Source organism: Bacillus sp. GBSW19, from assembly GCF_002998655.1.
In the GTDB taxonomy this organism is placed as follows: domain Bacteria; phylum Bacillota; class Bacilli; order Bacillales; family Bacillaceae; genus Bacillus.
The window spans coordinates 657065-674699 of record NZ_PVRF01000001.1 but is presented as its reverse complement, the minus strand read 5'-3'; the positions used below and the strand labels follow the sequence as shown (position 1 = coordinate 674699).

Here is a 17635-nt window from a genome sequence, read left to right as displayed (position 1 = left end):
TCTATTGTTTTTTACTTGATCAGTGCATTACAGTCAACGATGAGTGCAACTTGACCGTCACCTAGGATTGTTGCGCCTGAGATCGCAAACACGTTTGGCAGGTAATCTCCTAGTGATTTCAATACAACCTCTTGCTGACCAATAAATGAATCGACCACAAATGCTGTCAGCTTATCTCCTTTACGAACAACGATGATGTGCAGTTCTTCCTCTAATTCATTCGCATTTGGTACGTGGAATTGTTTCTTCAAGTACACGACCGGTACGATAAATCCGCGGAAATCAATCACTTCACGATCATGCGTTTGAAGGATGTCGCTTTTCTTAATGACAGCCGTTTCAATAATAGAAGAAATCGGAATCGCAAATGTTTCCTCTTCCAATTTCACAAGAAGAACGGAAATAATCGATAATGTAAGCGGAAGCTGGATCGAGAATAGTGAGCCCTGTCCTTCTGTTGAGTTGATGCTCACAGATCCGCCTAGTGATTCCAGCTTGTTTTTCACAACGTCAAGGCCTACACCGCGGCCTGAGATGTCAGAAATCGTATCAGCTGTAGAGAAACCTGCTGCAAAGATCAATGAATCAATTTGATGATCTTCAAGCGTTTCCGCTTCTCTTTCAGTAATAACCCCGCGCTCTAATGCTTTTTCAAGCACTTTCTTACGGTTAATTCCGCCGCCATCATCTTCTACTTCAATGAAGACGTGGTTTCCGCTATGATACGCCTTTAATAGAACGGTGCCTTTTTCTGGCTTGCCTTTTTTCACACGTTCTTCTGGCGATTCAATACCGTGATCTAGACTGTTTCTAAGTAAGTGTAAGAGCGGATCTCCAATCTCATCGATGACTGTTCGGTCAAGCTCTGTCTCAGCACCTTCAATGATCAGTTCAATTTTCTTATTCAGCTCTTTTGTCAATTGACGGATCATACGAGGGAATCGGTTAAACACTGTTTCCACAGGGACCATTCTCATGTTCAGGATGATCGATTGCAGATCTCCAGAAATACGTGTCATTCTTTCAACTGTGTCTGTAAGTTCATTATTTTCTAATTCTTTGGCTATCTGCTCTAAACGGCCTCTGTCAATCACCAGTTCTTCAAATAGATTCATGAGAGAATCGAGACGGTCAATGTTGACACGAATCGTTTTTGTTCCGCCGGCAGCTGCACCGTTATTGCCGTTTGCTTTTGGCGCATCGTTTGCTGGTGCTTTCGCAGCAGGCACGGAGACTTCTTCTTTTTCCTGTTCAGGTTTTGCTTCTTGTTTTTCAGCTGGAGCCGCGTCTTCAAATGCAGAGACTTCTGAGATCTCAACTTGTTCAACTTCTGAGATCGTCATCACGATTTTTTTCACTTCATCCATCGGTTGTTTAGATAAATAAGAAATACTAAATTCAGATTCGAAATCTTCTGATTCTAAAAGTTCTGCATTTGGAACTGTTTTGACGACCTCGCCTGCTTCGTTCAGTCTTTCAAAGATCATATAGACACGAACAGCTTTTAATAAGCATGCGTCACTTAATGTTACATTGAGTTCATAACATTTAAAGCCTTGTTCTCTCGCTTCATCAAGCACTGTTCGTTCAAATTCGTTATAGTCTAAGTCGTTAGCAGCCGCAGCTGATACATCCGCTGTTTCAACACTAGGAGCTGCCTCAGCATGGCTTCCTGTCACATCTAGCTTTTTACTAACCTCTGTGACATCGCGTTTCCCATCTCCGCCTTCTGCAATTGATTGAACCATTGCTTCAAGGTGATCAAGTGCTTCAAACATCGTGTCCATTGACTCAGGTGTGACAATCATTTGTTCATTTCGAATGGCATCAAACATGTTTTCTAAATGATGTGTGAGCTGAGCCATATCAGCGTAGCCCATCGTTGCACTCATGCCTTTCAATGTGTGAGCCGCTCTGAATATATCATTCACTAGCTGCAAGTCGGTTGGGTTCTTTTCTAAATCAAGAAGTTTTTCATTACAAGTTTGTAAGTGTTCTCTGCTTTCATCTAAAAAGATATCTAAGTATTGGTTTACATCCAACGTGTTCACGCCCTCTCTTTTTTCATGGAGCTTATAATTGCATGTGCGATGTCATCCACATGCCTTGTTTCATGTGCAAGGCCTGCTTTAATGACTGATTTAGGCATTCCGAAAACAACACATGATTCTTCTTTTTCTGCAATGACTTTCGTATGACCGCTTGCGACCATTTTTTTGACACCTTCTGTGCCGTCACTACCCATGCCTGTCATAATGACAGCAATTTTCTCGTAACCCTTTATATTGCTGATGGATTCAAATAAATAGTTAACAGAAGGTTTGTGCCGGCTTTCCGTGTCCTCTGGAGACAGCCTGATGACTAAGGATGCCCCTTGTTCATGAAGTGACATATTCATTCCACCAGGAGCTATGTAAGCCACTCCATTTTTAGCGATATCTCCATCTTGTGCTTCTTTAATCGAAATTTGAGATAAATGGTCTAACCTAGTAGCAAGTGATGCCGTAAATCCTGCCGGCATATGCTGCACAATCAAAATGGGTGCTTCTATGTCCTTTGGCAGCTTCGTGACGACTCGTTGAAGTGCTCTTGGCCCTCCCGTCGATGTTCCGATTGAAATAATCTTTCGGAGTGAGCTGCTTTTTACTGCTTGCGGGCGAGGAAAAGCCACTGGACTTGGCGTCTTCATCACCGGCTTAGGAGAAATCTGCACTTCTGTGCGTTTCCTTGACATCCCTGCCGCAAGCACCCGCTCTACAATTTGGCCTCTTACTTTGTGCAAATCGAGGGAAATACTTCCTGAAGGCTTTGTCACAAAGTCAAACGCACCAAGTTCTAAGCAATGGATAGTTAAATCTTTCCCTTGCTTTGTCTGGCTTGACACCATAATCACGGCAAGGTCATGTTCAGCCAGAATTTGTTTTAATGCTTCTGTTCCATTTAAAACAGGCATTTCCACATCTAGTGTGACAACATCTGGATTCAGTTCCTTGATCCGTTTTAAGGCATCTTCCCCATTTCGCGCCGTTCCGACGACTTCTATTTCTTGCTCGGCACTTAGGAAATCACTAATGAGCTTTCGCATAAAGGCCGAGTCATCTACTACAAGCACTCTAATCATGAGTCCACCTTCCTCCTTTTAAAAAAAGAGGACAACTTATCTATAAACGTATGCTGCTCTCTCTGTGCCTCTCTTATCTGCTGTTGATAAAGTGTTTCTGCCAGCATCTTGATCGTTTTACTCAGCCTTGAGTGAGGCTGCTTGATATAAAATGGAATTTGTTCAGCCACTGCTTTAGGAACCGCAGGATCATCTGGCACAGCACCAGCAAATACTAGCTTTCTGTGTAGAAATGATGTGACCACTCCTGCTAATTTCCGGTAGGTTTCAGACCCTTCTGACGGGGTTTTACACCGGTTGACAATGATTTGCACAGATTGTTCAAACTGATGAATAGCTAAGTGTTTAATTGCGCTGTAAGCATCCATGATCGATGTTGGTTCTGGCGTTGTCACAACCACAACTTCTCCTGCTGATAAAACAAAAGGCAGTTGATCTTTTGACAAGCCGGCACCCATATCAAAGAAGATACAATCAAAGTCGTGCATCATTCTTTCCATTTCCTCTAGAAAGAAAGACCATTGATCTTTATCTAAAGAAAACAGCTGTTCAAGTCCGCTTCCGCCAGAAATGTAATAAAGGTTGTTCGTTCCTTGTGTCATAGCTGCTCGGATAGATTCCTTCCTGACAAGAACATCTAATATAGAGCTAGTCGATGTTTTTCCTAGTAAAATATCAATATTCCCCATACCAAAATCAAGGTCGATGACTAACACTCGCTTGCCTGCATTTGCGATAGACAGTGCCATATTCAGCGTCAAATTTGATTTTCCTACTCCGCCTTTACCGCTCATGACAGCAATGGTTTTTGCCTGTTTGCTTATACCAAGAGGAGCTGGTGTAATCGTTTGATTCTGCTGAACGAGCTTTCTTAAACCTTCCGCTTGGTCGGGCTTCATCATTGTAAGACCATCCTTGTTAATTCAAGAGGAGAGCCCTCAAGAATATCCTCAGGTACATTTTGACCATTTGTTAAAAAGCCAAGTCCGATTTGAGAGTCTGTAATGATTTGAAAGATTGTTCCCATCGTGTCTGTTTCATCTACCTTTGTAAAAATGAATTGGTCGATTGGAACGTGTTCAAATCGTTTAACCATGGCTCTCATGTCCTGATACTTCGAGGTCGCACTCATCACTAGGAAACTTTGAAAGCTTTCATCAAATGGAATAATGTCTGTCAGCTCTTTGATATACGCTTCTTCTTTAAAGTTACGACCGGCTGTGTCTACGAAAATATGATCATACTCTTTAAAGGTCTCTTGAGCTTTCACAAAATCCTCTCTCGAATAACAAACCTCAAGCGGTGCATTGAGCAGTTCCGCGTATGTTTTCAGTTGTTCGATCGCTGCAATTCGGTACGTATCTGTTGTAATAAAAGCGATTTTCTTTTGCTTCTGAATGGCAGTTTTGGCAGCCAGCTTTGCAATTGTTGTTGTTTTACCAGCCCCAGTTGAACCAAACAGCACAATGTATTTTGAACGAATCATCGGCTCATCAGAGGTATGAGCCGGCAGCATACCTGTCAGCAGTTGTTCAAGTTCTTTTTGAATTTGATCTTCCTTGACAGCACCCTTCGTTAAAAGACCTTTTAGGCATTCGTCTCGAATTGAATCATCAAGACCTTGATCCTTAAGCTTTTGATCGATTGCCATGAGAGGATCGGGCAGAATACCAGCATGCCGCTCATTCCTCGCATATTCTAAAGGCTGAGCATGAGAAGGTACTGGTTTCACTGCCTCAGGAGCAAGGGATGGCTCTGCAGGCCGGTGTTGAACCTGCTCCTTTTTCGGAATTACTGGAAGAGGAGGCGCAGGATGTACACCTTTACCCGCTCTTTCTTCAAAATCTTGATCCAGCACAGCTATTACTTCAACCATTTGCTGTTTCTTTAAACCGAATAGCTTTCGTTTAACAACGGTTTTGGAATTTAAAATGACGGCATCCTTCCCAAGCTGCTGCCTAATTTGAATCGTTGCCTCCTGCATTGAATTCGCTGTGATTTTTTTCATTTTCATTAGATATCCACCACTCCGATGCTCTGTACTTCCACATTTGCTTCTAGTTCGTTATAAGATAGTACCGGTAAATCCGGGAAATATCTTTCTAACAGCTGCTTGACGTACATTCTTATAGGAGGTGAGCACAATAGAACCGGCGTTTCCTGACGAAGCGAAAGCTGTTCAATTTCTCTCGCCACTGATTGAATCACACTTTCAGAGGATTCTGGATCTAATGATAAGTAGTTGCCATGCTCTGTTTGCTGTACGCTGTCAGCAATTACCTTTTCGACTCGACCTGAGCATGTCACGACTTTGAGCGATTCATTTTCTCTTGCATATTGTGCGGTAATCTGTCTTGCCAGCGCCTGTCTGACATACTCTGTTAACAAATCTGTATCCGTCGTTAATTTTCCGTAGTCTGCAAGCGTCTCAAAAATGGTGACAAGATTTCGAATAGAAACCTTTTCTTTCAGCAGTTTTGCCAATACTTTTTGAATATCACCAACTGCTAGTGGATTTGGCGTCACCTCATCCACTAAGACAGGATAACTTTCTTTCAGATGATCGATTAATTGCTTCGTTTCTTGGCGTCCGAGCAGTTCGTGTGTGTTTTGTCTAATCTTCTCTGTGATGTGAGTAGACACAACAGATGCAGGATCTACAACCGTATAGCCAAGCATCTCAGCCTGATCTTTTTCTGCTTCTGAGATCCATTTAGCCGGAAGACCAAAGGATGGCTCGATTGTTTCAATCCCTTCAATCGGATCATCATCAGGCGTAGGAGACATCGCTAAGTAGTGATCAAGCAGCAGCTCACCTTTTGCCACTTCGTTCCCTTTTATTTTGAGCCGATACTCATTTGGGTTAAGTGCAATGTTGTCTCGAATTCGGACAACTGGAATCACAAGACCTAGTTCAAGGGCAAGCTGCCTTCGGATCATCACAATTCGGTCTAACAGGTCACCGCCTTGATTTGCATCGGCTAGCGGAATCAGGCCGTAGCCAAATTCAAATTCAATGGCATCCATTTGCAGAAGGTTAATGACGCTTTCTGGACTTTTCATCTCTTCTACCTCTGCCTGTTCCTCTAGTACCTCTTCGATTTCTTCTTGATCCTGTTTGTTTTTCGACATCAAGTATGCGCCGAGGGCAAGTAAACCTGCGATCGGTCCTGTCAAAAGTACGCCGATTGGAGTAAACAACCCAAGAAGGAAGATCGTACCTGATGTGACGTAAAGCATAGCCGGGAATGCAAACAGCTGTTCAGTGATATCTGAACCAAGGTTCCCATTAGAAGCAGCCCTTGTGACGACAATCCCTGTCGCTGTTGAAATGAGAAGTGCAGGAATTTGTGAAACAATCCCGTCTCCTACCGTTAATAGTGTAAAGTGGGAAGCTGATTCTTGAATCGACATTCCTTGCTGAAGCATCCCAATAATAATGCCAAAAATAATATTAATAATGACGATAATAATACCTGCGATGGCATCCCCTTTAACGAACTTACTTGCACCATCCATCGCACCATAAAAGTCTGCTTCTCTCGCTACTTTTTCACGGCGATTTCTTGCTTCACTTTCTGTCAGCATCCCTGCATTTAAATCTGCATCAATACTCATTTGTTTCCCTGGCATTGCATCGAGGGTAAATCTTGCCGCAACCTCTGAAACACGCTCAGCCCCTTTGGTGATTACAACAAATTGAATGATGATCAGAATAAGGAAGACCACCAGACCCACGAGTACATTACCTCCAACAACAAATGAACCAAACGTTTCTACAACCTTTCCAGCGTCTCCAGTTGATAGGATAGATCGTGTTGTAGAGATGTTAAGCCCTAAGCGGAACAGCGTTAAGAGCAAAAGCAATGATGGAAATATTGAAAATTGCAGTGGTTCTTGCATGTTCATTGTGGTGAGAAGCACGATAAGCGCAAGAGAAATATTAATAATGATTAAAATACTTAATAGCATTGGCGGAAATGGTATGACCAGCATCGCCACAATTAAAATAACACTGAATAAAACAGATAAATCTCTTGCTGCCATGCCTGTTCTCTCCTTTTAAAACCAAAAATTCATAAAATCTTTTGTTTCGTTTTATATACGTAAGCTAAAATTTCTGCGATCGCCTTAAAGTATTCCTCTGGCACCGCTTGGTCGATGTCGACCTGATCATATAGTGCACGAGCGAGCGGCCGGTTTTCTACGGTCATGATATCGTGCTCTTTCGCAATCGTTCTAATTTTCAAAGCCAAAATATCTGTTCCCTTTGCCACAACAAAGGGCGCCTCCATCTTTTCTTCGTCATATTTTAAAGCAATTGCATAGTGGGTTGGGTTTGTAATGATGACGTCCGCTTTTGGGACTTCCTGCATCATCCGTCTCATGGCCATTTCCCGCTGGCGCTGTTTAATCTTTGATTTTATGAGCGGGTCACCCTCAGATTTTTTATACTCATCTTTGATGTCTTGTTTGGACATCCGCAAGTTTTTTTCATAATCAAATTTCTGATACATATAATCAAGCCCTGCTAAGATCATGAGAGCACCTGCTGCATATAGACCCATAATCAAGGTCATATTTGCGACGAAATGAAGGGTTTCCTCTGCTGTTAATAAAGGAAGCCGCAGAATTTCGTCAAAGTGCATCCAAAGTGCAATAAATGTCGCAAAACCAACAAAACCAATTTTCAAAATAGATTTTAATAGCTCTACGAGGGCTCGAATACTGTATATCCGTTTAAACCCTTTGATAGGATCTAGCTTTTCTAATTTCGGTTTGATGACTTCTGTTGAAAAGAGAAAGCCAACTTGTAAATAGTTACTGATGACACCTGCCAGCATACCAACACCAAGGATTGGCATGAGAAGGAGCGCTGTTTCCTGAAGCAATTCCATGAATAGTTGATGAATATTAGATGTGCTAACCTTCATTAGCATGGTTGTTGAATAAAAACGTTCAATAAGCGCAATAATACGCTCTTTCATAAAAGGCCCAATAAAAAAGAATGATAAAAAGATTAATAGAAATGAGATGGCTGTATTGACGTCGGTACTTTTGGCAACCTGACCTTTTTTACGTGAATCTTGTCTCTTTTTCGGCGTTGCTTTTTCTGTTTTTTCACCTGCGAAAAATTGCAAGTCTAGTCTAAGCCTTGTCATCATGACGAACCACCGACCAATGCTAAGAAATTCCTCATGGTGAGTACAATCGTATCAAATGTATTTTGGACAACACCGAAGATGACGCCCATACAGATGATGATCATAATAAAACTCACACCCATTTTAATAGGAAGTCCGACCACAAAAACGTTCATCTGAGGAACTGTTCGTGCCACAATGCCCAGTGCCAAATCGACCAAAAACAAGCTGGCGACAACCGGTGCTGAGATTTGAAAGGCAATGATGAACATTTGGTTGAAGCTCTTTGCAATAAAGTAAGCAAAGGATTCACTGCCGAAATTCAGTGCGTACTGATCAACTGCAATATATTGAAAGCTGTAATAGATTCCATCAAGCAGCAGGTGATGTGCATTGGTTGCCAGCATCAATAGCAATGTGACCGTATAAAAAAACTGCCCCATCAGCGGCGTTTGCGCCCCTGTTTGTGGATCAATCACATTGGCGATCGCAAAGCCCATTTGAAAATCAATGAATGAGCCGGCAATTTGAACAGCGGACACCATGATATATGCAATCAGCCCAAGCAGAAGTCCGACCATTGCTTCTTTCACCGCAAGCATCATATAAAGACCGTCTATGTCGAGTGCTGGCGGTTCCTTAATCGTGCTAAAACTAATCACGGCTAAAAACAGTGAGAAGCCAACTCTGTGTACAGCTGGGATCGTTCTATGCGCTAAAAGCGGTACTGTCACAAAAAAAGCGGTGATCCGAATAAAAACTAACAGAAAAGCAGGGAATAATTCTATGATTGACATCGCTGGTTAACCTGCAAATCGATCTAAATTCGAGAACAGCTCTGTCGTAAAGGACACAATGGTTGACAGCATCCATGGACCAAACACAACAAGCCCAATCAGAACTGCAACAATTTTAGGAATGAACGCAAGCGTCTGTTCTTGAATTTGGGTTGTCGCCTGAAACACACTGACAATCAGTCCCACAATAAGAGCGAGCGCTAGAAGCGGCCCACTGACAAGCAATACCACATACACTGATCTTTCAGCCATCGTAATGACAAATTCTGAACTCATGTTTTAAGCACCTACTCTAAAAGCTTTGCAGCAAAGATTTAACAATCAAATACCATCCATCGACTAAAACAAATAACAATATTTTGAAAGGGAGCGATATCATAACCGGCGGAAGCATCATCATCCCCATTGACATCAGGACACTTGCGACCACCATGTCAATAATTAAAAATGGAATAAAGATCATGAAACCAATTTGAAATGCCGTCTTTAATTCTGAAATCGCAAAAGCGGGTACCATCGCCGTTAACGGAATATCTTTTATCGATTCAGGTGTATCCATTTTTGCGTAACTAAGAAATAAAGCCAAATCCTTCTGTCTCGTATGTTTACTCATAAACTCTTTAATCGGCACTTCGGCTTTTTCATATGCCTGATTTAGCGTAATGTCATCATTTAAAAGCGGCGTCAGTGCCTCTTTATTAATCTCTGAGAACGTGGGTGCCATGATAAAAAATGTGAGAAACAAAGCAAGCCCTACAAGCACTTGGTTTGGCGGCATTGAGTTGGTTGCAAGTGACGTTCTAACGAATGAAAGTACAATCACAATCCGTGTAAAACACGTCATTAAAATGAGAATGCCTGGTGCAACCGAAAATACGGTTAAAAGTAAAAGAAGACGGACAGACGTGCTAATATTCCCTGCACCGCTGGAATTAAATAAATCGATAAACTCATTCATTTTGTTTCGGGCCTTTCTTTCTGACTTCTGATTGGGTCTTTTTCAATTCGGCTAGCTGCGCCTTCAAATTGGCTGAAAAAGAAGAAGTGGTTGGCTGATTTTGTTTCTTTACCTGCGATGTGAATTTTTGAACGATTTTTGGTAAATCTGTTTTGCTTTCCATCGCTTCTTCATATTGTTTCACGATCGCTTCACATTCTTGTTCATCATCAATTTCTTTTAGCAGCTGGATTGAGTCCGCTACACCGACAACTAATACTCGTTTGCCCACTTTGATAAGCTGGACTGAACGGTTTTGGCCAACCGTCGTTCCGCCAATATTTTCAACATAGCGAAATGGTTTGAGTAAGCGGTTTTGCTTACCAACAAATCTCACCAATCCATATATGAGCAGGATGACAAAAAGTAAGGCACCAATCATTTTGACAAAATCCATAATGGAGACAGAAGAAGAGGGAACTTCTTCTGCCGGATTCGTTTGATTGTCAGTGGTTGTCTTTTCTGTATCCTTTTTGCTGCTTTTCTCTTCTTTGATCCATTCATTCACTGTGCCATTTTCAGGATCTTTCGTTTCAGCAAGCAGTGAGGCAGGCTGCATCGTCAAGAAAAGCATAAAACTGATCATTGCTATACATATCAAACGTTTTTTCAACAAGTCTTACACCCTTTTTTAGCCTAACGTTTTATTAATTGCTTCAAGTACGCGGTCTGCCTGGAACGGCTTCACGATAAAGTCTTTTGCACCTGCTTGGATCGCGTCAATAACCATTGACTGCTGCCCCATTGCAGAACACATGATGATTTTTGCAGAAGCGTCAATTTGTTTAATTTCTTTTAGTGCTGTGATCCCGTCCATTTCTGGCATTGTGATATCCATTGTGACAAGATCTGGAGACGTTTCTTTGTATTTTTCAACTGCTTGAGCGCCGTTTTCTGCTTCTCCTACGACATCAAATCCGTTTTTTACAAGAATATCCTTTATCATCATTCTCATGAATGCTGCATCATCTACGATTAATACCTTAGTAGCCATTTACTTATTCTCTCCCTATATGTTTGTTTATTTTAAATTAGAAAGTCTTTCTGACTGACTTAAAATATCAGTCACACGAACACCAAAGTTCTCATCAATGACAACGACTTCCCCTTTGGCGACGATTCGTTTGTTCACCAGAATGTCTACTGGCTCACCAGCAAGTTTGTCCAGTTCAATGATACTTCCTGCTGAAAGCTCAAGGACTTCTTTTACACTTCGCTGAGTTCTGCCAAGTTCCACCGTAATGGAAAGCGGAATATCCATCAGCATATCAAGATTTCCAAGCTGGCTTGTTGTATGCTGAGGCTCACTGAATGCTTCAAATTCAACTGGTGCCACATTTACAGGTGCTGCCGGCTTTGGCTTTGCCTGTCTTTTCGGCGGAGCAGTTTGCTGCGCTGGTGCAGACTGCGTTTGAGGTGCTGCTGGCTGAGGTTCAGGTGTGCTCACTTGCGTGTCTTGAACCGGCTCTTCTTCCTGCGCTGGGTCTGTTAATTCTGCGATTAGATCTTTTGCAAATGTAATAGGATAAAGCTGCATAATATTTGAATCGATGAGTTCACCTATTTTTAATCTGAAGGATACTTTGACAAGCATTTCTTCAGCTGGAATGCGGTCTGTCCCTTCTCCTTCTTTCACATCAAGTAATTCGACGCGCGGCGGAGAAATATCAATCTTTTTATTAAAGACCGTCGACATGGATGTCGCAGCAGACCCCATCATTTGGTTCATCGCTTCTTGCACTGCACTTAAGTGAATCTCGCTTAAAGAAGGGTCAGCATTTGTCCCGTCTCCGCCCATCATTAAGTCCGCAATGACTGCTGCATCTGTTTGCTGGACGACAAGCAAGTTACTTGCGCTGAAGCCTTCTGTATAATTCACTTCAATAGCGACATACGGATGAGGAAATTCCTCATTCAGCATACTTTTTTGAATCACTGTAACAGTTGGAGTAGTAATCTCCACTTTTTGATTTAATAGGGTTGAAAGTGCTGTTGCAGAGCTACCGAATGAAATGTTTCCGATTTCCCCAATGGCATCTTGCTCCATTGCAGAAAGGATTGTATCAGGCTCTATATCGTCATTGCTGCCTCCTTTAAGGAGCGCATCGATTTCGTCTTGTGATAATTTACTTCCGTTATTCTCCATCTTCTTCACCTCTTATGTCGTGATCTAGAATTTGAATCGCCTGTTTCCGATTCACGCGGCCGGCCTGTCCCAAGAATTTCGGTTTATTTCCGACCATAACAGTAAGAGGCGCATTTACTGGTTTGTCCAAGGCAATACAATCACCAATTTCCAAATTCAAAAACTCTTCCACCGTCATTTCCGATTCCCCTAGCTCTGCGACTACCGGTATTTTTGCCGTCATAATCCGTTTTTCAATGGCCTTTGTTTCTTGTTGTTTTGGTTCATTTCGTTCAGACTGCATCCAGTAGTGTACAGACAGCTTCGGAATAATAGGCTCCAATACAACATGAGGAATACATAGGTTAATAACCCCGCTGACCTCACCAATTTGTGTATTAAGAGAAATGACGACAACTGTTTCGTTTGGTGACACCATTTGAACAAACTGGGGATTTACCTCGAAATCTGCCATTTCAGGCTCGATGTCGGTTATGGACTGCCACGCTTCTCTGTAATTTTCCAAAGCTCCCTCAAACATGTTTGAGATAATCTTTGTTTCGATTTCTGTAAGTGATTCTGTCTTATTATGACTAATGCCAATCCCGCCCATCAGCCTGTCCATCATGGCATAGCCGATTGTTGGGTTCACTTCAAGCATGATTCTTCCTTCAAGCGGGCTGACGTAAAATAAGTTTAATAATGTCATATTAGGAATCGAACGAATAAATTCTTCGTATGGTACTTGGTCAACCGAGCTGACAGTAATTTGAATATATGATCTTAGCTGAGCTGAAAAGTGCGTGGTGAGCAGTCTAGCGAAGTTATCATGAATCCTTGTTAAACTTCGAATCTGGTCTTTCGAAAAGCGCAGTGCACGTTTAAAATCATACACCTTCACTTTTTTCGTCGTTTCTTCTTTTTTCAGCTCTTCTGCATCCATTTCGCCTGTAGATATGGCGGATAATAATGCATCGATCTCATTCTGGGAAAGCACTTCTCCTGACATTTCTTCACCTCCATCGTGTCAATTAATCGCCTCTATTGCAGATTAAAGGAGGTTATATATACTTCTTTCACCTTGCCATCTTGCAAATAGTTATTCACTTTGTTTTTGACTAGTGTTTTAAAATGTTCTCTGCCTTTTTTGCCATCAAGTTCATCTGCATTCGTGTCTGATAAAATGTCGATTACGGCGTCTTTCACTTGAAAACTTCTTTTCTCGAGCTCTTCTTTTGCTTTTTCAGAATCCGTTTCAATATTCAATACAAGTTTGACAGCATTTCCTTCAGACTTTAAATTAGTAATAATCTCAGGAATTTCAACAGAAGCTTTTACGACTTCATCTGCTGTTGGCTCTTTTTCTGCTTTTGCTTCGTCTGACCCATTCAGCAGAAAAAAGATGCCTGCTCCAATTCCGACGATGGCAATAATCATGATTAGCATTACTACGACTAATTTCTTCTTCATTCAAACTCCTCTATTCCTTGATTCAATGAAATGACTTGGATTTTTCTGTAGAAAGAAATGATTTTCTCTTGAAGCTGCTCTTTATCTTCTTTCACAACGAATTTCTTTCCATTGGCTAATGTAATGGTCGTGTCTGGAAAGCTTTCGATTTGCTCGATATGGAGAGCGTTCAGCATAAATCCTTTGCCATTTAATCTTGTCACTTCAATCATATTAAGCAGAGAAGCGATAAACCGCTCCCCCTACCTCCTATCGTTTCAGATTCACAAGCTCTTGCAGGATTTCATCAGATGTTGTGATCGTCTTTGCATTCGATTGGAAACCACGCTGTGCGATAATCATTTCAGTAAACTCGTCTGTTAAATCAACGTTTGACATTTCAAGTCTACCTGTTTGGATGACGCCCGTTCCTTGTTCACCAGGTACGATAGGGTTACTTGGAGCACCTGAGCTTAACGTTTGGCGGTAAAGGTTGTCACCAACTTTGTCTAATCCTCCTGCGTTACGGAAAGATACGAGTGATACTTGACCAACGGTTCTTGATACATTGTTTTCAACAACCGAAACCGTTCCATCTGGACCAACACTCACACTCGAAACGCCGTCTGGAATCGTTATCTTTTGTCCATTCATTCCAAGCAGATAATTTCCATCAGGGGTGACTAAGCTTCCCTCTGAATCAGTGTCGAAATTCCCTGTTCTTGTATAAAGAATTTCTCCTTGACTTTCAATCCGGAAAAACCCATCTCCATTGATATAGAAGTCGTAAGGTTCATTTGTATTTTGAGAAGATCCCGCTGACATGATTTTATCAATAGAAGATAAAGATGATCCTAAACCAATTTGTTTTGAGTTGATTGAACCAGAGTTGTTCGTTGGTCCACCAGAACTTCCAATGGTTTGGCTGACCATATCTTTAAAAGTGATACGGCTTTTTTTGTATCCGTGTGTATTGACGTTGGCTACGTTGTTGGCTACAACATCTAATTTTGATTGGAAGTTTTTCATTCCGCTAATTCCTGAGTAAAGTGAGCGTAACATTTATTTTCCTCCTCGAATTACTTCGTTTTTTCTCCAACTGCTGTAACATCCCAAGGGCTGATTTTCGTTCCATCTTCTAAATACAAGAAGTATTCATTGTTTATGTTTTTAACAGACTTCACAGTGCCTGATATCTCTTTATCATCTTGTTTACCGGATACTTCTTTACCAATCCATCCTACATACGTCGTAAACGGATCTTGGTGAGCAACAAATGTAGACATGAGCTGATTCAGCTTGGTAATAGAATCATTCATATTGGTTTGTTGTTCTAAAGATGAAAATGTTGCAAGCTGTGTGACAAACTCACGGTCATCTAGTGGGTTTGTTGGATCTTGGTTTTGAAGCTGTGTAAGCAATATTTTCAAGAATTGATCTTTACCGAGCGTATCTGTTTTCTTTTCTGTCTTTGAAGAAGTGTCTGTTTGTGCGACTGTTCTATTTGTAGCATCAACTGTTGCCATTAGATTTCCTCCTCTTCTTCATCTGACCCAACAAGAGCATCCAGTACATCTTGGAATTCTGCTTCCTGTTCATCAGGCTTCTGGAAATTCTGCCCTTTTGACTGCTGCTGCTTGTTTTCTTCATTAAACTGTCCAAATAACGACTGCTCATTTGATTGAAGCGGTATATGGAAACGGTCCACTTGAACCGACATATTCGGAAGCGCCTGTTTGAGCTGCGGCAGATGGTGCTCTAACAGCTCTTTCGCTGCTTGCGTTGAAGCTGTAATTTTACTCGCATACATGCCGTTTTGCTTCGTCAGCTGAATCGTGATAAATCCGAGATTTTCTGGATTTAATCGAACTGTGAAGCGTCCGCTTGAGTTTCCAAATGGCGTGAATTTCATTTGCTTCCACGTATTTAGTATTTGTTGATCAACCGTTCCTGGCTTTTCATCAGTTGTTTGTGTCTGTTGAACAGGAGCTGCTGATTGCAGTTGAAAAAACTGCTTATGACCTGGCAAAAGCGTATGAGTGATGTTTTTTTCAGAAGCAGGTGCAGCAGTGCTTTGTCCTTTGACAACTTCCTTTTTGATGAGCCATTCAAGGGAGGAAGCACCTTTTGCCGGAGAAGCAAGAGTAGATTCTTGTCTTGGAGAGACCAATTCTTTTAACTCTCCTAAAGCAATTTTCAACTCTTTGTCTGATCCTTTTGCGTTTGCCATCATATGGTCGATTAACTGATTAAAGTGTTTCAGCTCACTTTGAGACATCGAATTCAGCTTTGGTGCTGAACCCTGCGAGAAAAACTGCTCTTTTACTTGCTGAATCAGTTTCTCATCTACCCCATTTTTTGAAAGAAAGTGAATGAAGTCTTGACCCTTTGCTTCAATATCCTGCACTAACTTTGCATCAAAGCTGAGCGGCTGTTGATTGAGCAGTTGATATAAGAAAAAGTGGACTTGTATGAGCTGCTCACTATGTTCAGAAGCTGGCTTATCAGCTTGATCACCGTAAATGGATGATTCCATTTTTTTAAATAGCTCTTCTAGTGACTTGAGATCAGACGAATCAAGCGTTTGACCTTGAAGTGTTTGAAGCGCGCTAAGAAGGTCTCCGTTGATGCCTTCTTCAGGTGATTGCATCCATTTTTCAATGATTTGCATCGCATCATTGATGGAAAGAGTGGCACCCGCTGTCTCAGTATTCACAAGGTCGCTTTGAGCGCCTGCCCCGCTAAGTAATTGTTTAAACAACCCGCTTGCAGAGGCCACGCCGCTCCCCTTTGGTCCCGAGAGACCTTGAGACGATTGCTGTAAGGCTCCAATATCCAATAGCTTCACTTATTGTCCACCCCCATTTTCACTTTCTTTTTTAGAAAGCTCTTTCGTAAACGTAGCTGCCTTCTGAGGTGTTAGTTTTGCTAATATGTCTGTTAGTTTATTTTTGCTCAGCTCTTCGAGGATCTTCAATGCCTCTTTATCACTTAATTCTGATAAAATTTTGGCGGATTTCCCTGCGTCCATGCTTTCATAGATACTGACAATCTTCCCTTTAGGTTTCTGGTTAGAGGCTCCTGCCCCATCAGAAGTTGTCCCTGACGCATTATTACCTGATGTATCTCTTGATGAGCTGTTGTTTGTTGAACTATCACTCGCTGACGTATTATTCGCATCATTTTTAGATGTTTTTTCAAGCGAACTGATTTTTTGATTCAGTCTTTTAATCTCTTCATCACTTGTTTTTAAATCTTTTTGCGCAATTTCAAGTTCATTTTTTTGCTCTTTAATGGTCTTTTTCAGTTCCTTCAATTCTGCATCGCTTTGATCATTATGTGAAGATGACGTTTTTGAGGTGTCATCTGAACCAACCAAACTGCTGATCACCGGAATGTTTTGGAGCGGTTTCTTTAGATCAAAACCCGCAATATAAAGGATTGTGCCAGTCACAATCACAAGCACAATCAATGGGATAATGACAATAAACAAGATCCATTGAAATTTACCGCCGCTTGATTCCTTCGTTTTTTCCTTCTTAGGCATTATCTCGACTCCTAATGTCCTTGAAACATGAATTGGCTGATAGAGATATCATCCATTTCTTTCATTTCAATGGCCTTATGTTCAAGGGAAAACTTTTCATACTGCTTTTCTTTCATTTTTTCAAACTTTTTAAACTCAATGTTTTTTTCAGTTAAATCAGATTGTTTTTCATTCATTTGATGGCGTTTCATGATCACAAGCTGCTGATAGTGCTGAATGGTGTTATCTAAATTGGTCACAAATTGCTGGTAATGACGCATTTCTTGAACACTCATACCACTTCTCAGCTTTTCTTCTTTGCTTTTTTCCATTAATTCTTTTTTACTCATATTTTCATAGAGTTTTTCAGCGACTTGCTCAAATGCTGAAACGGATTGTTGGTACGCTGCGAGTGACTTGTCTTTTTCACTTTCTTTCAGTTCTAAGAGCTTTTGAAATTTGTATTGATATCTCAC

General features: G+C 41.3%; 20 protein-coding genes. All 20 read right to left on the bottom strand.

The window, feature by feature from the left end; translation table 11 throughout:
- Nucleotides 1-11 precede the first annotated feature (11 nt).
- The 20 genes from C6344_RS03580 to fliJ are packed head-to-tail and all read right to left on the bottom strand — an operon-like array spanning nucleotide 12 to nucleotide 17635.
- The gene (locus C6344_RS03580) at nucleotides 12-2042 is read right to left on the bottom strand and encodes a chemotaxis protein CheA (protein ID WP_060596272.1); all 2031 of its coding nucleotides are present in this window, start codon (nucleotides 2040-2042) and stop codon (nucleotides 12-14) included.
- Between the two features lie 5 nt (nucleotides 2043-2047).
- Nucleotides 2048-3121 (bottom strand): protein-glutamate methylesterase/protein-glutamine glutaminase, encoded by a 1074-nt coding sequence (locus tag C6344_RS03575; protein ID WP_060596270.1) that lies wholly within the window; start codon nucleotides 3119-3121, stop codon nucleotides 2048-2050.
- Nucleotides 3118-4023, bottom strand: a complete 906-nt coding sequence (locus C6344_RS03570) for a MinD/ParA family protein (RefSeq protein ID WP_106072718.1) — start codon at nucleotides 4021-4023, stop codon at nucleotides 3118-3120. Before C6344_RS03570 ends, C6344_RS03575 begins: the two co-directional genes overlap by 4 nt.
- Nucleotides 4020-5135: a flagellar biosynthesis GTPase FlhF gene (gene flhF, locus C6344_RS03565; protein ID WP_060596268.1), complete on the bottom strand. Its 1116-nt coding sequence runs from the start codon at nucleotides 5133-5135 to the stop codon at nucleotides 4020-4022. The genes C6344_RS03570 and flhF overlap by 4 nt, the downstream gene beginning before the upstream one ends.
- A complete protein-coding gene (gene flhA / locus C6344_RS03560) occupies nucleotides 5135-7168 on the bottom strand; it encodes a flagellar biosynthesis protein FlhA (RefSeq protein WP_106072717.1) in 2034 nt (677 codons plus the stop codon). The genes flhF and flhA overlap by 1 nt, the downstream gene beginning before the upstream one ends.
- 29 nt (nucleotides 7169-7197) lie before the next feature.
- Nucleotides 7198-8286: a flagellar biosynthesis protein FlhB gene (gene flhB, locus C6344_RS03555; RefSeq protein WP_106072716.1), complete on the bottom strand. Its 1089-nt coding sequence runs from the start codon at nucleotides 8284-8286 to the stop codon at nucleotides 7198-7200.
- A complete protein-coding gene (gene fliR / locus C6344_RS03550; protein WP_012009967.1) occupies nucleotides 8283-9062 on the bottom strand; it encodes a flagellar biosynthetic protein FliR in 780 nt (259 codons plus the stop codon). Before fliR ends, flhB begins: the two co-directional genes overlap by 4 nt.
- Nucleotides 9063-9068: 6 nt before the next feature.
- Complete coding sequence (fliQ, locus tag C6344_RS03545; RefSeq protein ID WP_003211206.1) at nucleotides 9069-9338, bottom strand: flagellar biosynthesis protein FliQ; 270 nt, start codon at nucleotides 9336-9338, stop codon at nucleotides 9069-9071.
- 16 nt (nucleotides 9339-9354) lie between these two features.
- Nucleotides 9355-10020, bottom strand: a complete 666-nt coding sequence (gene fliP / locus C6344_RS03540) for a flagellar type III secretion system pore protein FliP (protein ID WP_007499580.1) — start codon at nucleotides 10018-10020, stop codon at nucleotides 9355-9357.
- A complete protein-coding gene (gene fliZ / locus C6344_RS03535; protein WP_066030907.1) occupies nucleotides 10013-10672 on the bottom strand; it encodes a flagella biosynthesis regulatory protein FliZ in 660 nt (219 codons plus the stop codon). Before fliZ ends, fliP begins: the two co-directional genes overlap by 8 nt.
- An 18-nt stretch (nucleotides 10673-10690) precedes the next feature.
- Nucleotides 10691-11053 (bottom strand): chemotaxis protein CheY, encoded by a 363-nt coding sequence (gene cheY / locus C6344_RS03530; protein ID WP_007499584.1) that lies wholly within the window; start codon nucleotides 11051-11053, stop codon nucleotides 10691-10693.
- A 27-nt stretch (nucleotides 11054-11080) separates the two neighbouring features.
- Nucleotides 11081-12205: a flagellar motor switch phosphatase FliY gene (fliY, locus tag C6344_RS03525; protein WP_106041899.1), complete on the bottom strand. Its 1125-nt coding sequence runs from the start codon at nucleotides 12203-12205 to the stop codon at nucleotides 11081-11083.
- A complete protein-coding gene (gene fliM, locus C6344_RS03520) occupies nucleotides 12195-13193 on the bottom strand; it encodes a flagellar motor switch protein FliM (protein WP_003212239.1) in 999 nt (332 codons plus the stop codon). Before fliM ends, fliY begins: the two co-directional genes overlap by 11 nt.
- 32 nt (nucleotides 13194-13225) lie before the next feature.
- A complete protein-coding gene (gene fliL, locus C6344_RS03515) occupies nucleotides 13226-13654 on the bottom strand; it encodes a flagellar basal body-associated protein FliL (RefSeq protein WP_034662353.1) in 429 nt (142 codons plus the stop codon).
- Nucleotides 13651-13866, bottom strand: coding sequence for a swarming motility protein SwrD (gene swrD / locus C6344_RS03510; RefSeq protein ID WP_034662354.1), 216 nt, complete (start codon nucleotides 13864-13866; stop codon nucleotides 13651-13653). Before swrD ends, fliL begins: the two co-directional genes overlap by 4 nt.
- 37 nt (nucleotides 13867-13903) lie before the next feature.
- Nucleotides 13904-14695: a flagellar basal body rod protein FlgG gene (gene flgG, locus C6344_RS03505; protein WP_066030908.1), complete on the bottom strand. Its 792-nt coding sequence runs from the start codon at nucleotides 14693-14695 to the stop codon at nucleotides 13904-13906.
- Between the two features lie 17 nt (nucleotides 14696-14712).
- Nucleotides 14713-15159, bottom strand: a complete 447-nt coding sequence (gene flgD / locus C6344_RS03500) for a flagellar hook assembly protein FlgD (RefSeq protein WP_106047793.1) — start codon at nucleotides 15157-15159, stop codon at nucleotides 14713-14715.
- Nucleotides 15159-16481, bottom strand: a complete 1323-nt coding sequence (locus C6344_RS03495; RefSeq protein WP_066030909.1) for a flagellar hook-length control protein FliK — start codon at nucleotides 16479-16481, stop codon at nucleotides 15159-15161. Before C6344_RS03495 ends, flgD begins: the two co-directional genes overlap by 1 nt.
- Nucleotides 16482-17180 (bottom strand): MotE family protein, encoded by a 699-nt coding sequence (locus C6344_RS03490; RefSeq protein ID WP_066030910.1) that lies wholly within the window; start codon nucleotides 17178-17180, stop codon nucleotides 16482-16484. It lies immediately after the preceding gene.
- An 11-nt stretch (nucleotides 17181-17191) separates the two neighbouring features.
- On the bottom strand, nucleotides 17192-17635 hold the full coding sequence (gene fliJ / locus C6344_RS03485) for a flagellar export protein FliJ (RefSeq protein WP_034620036.1): 444 nt from the start codon (nucleotides 17633-17635) through the stop codon (nucleotides 17192-17194).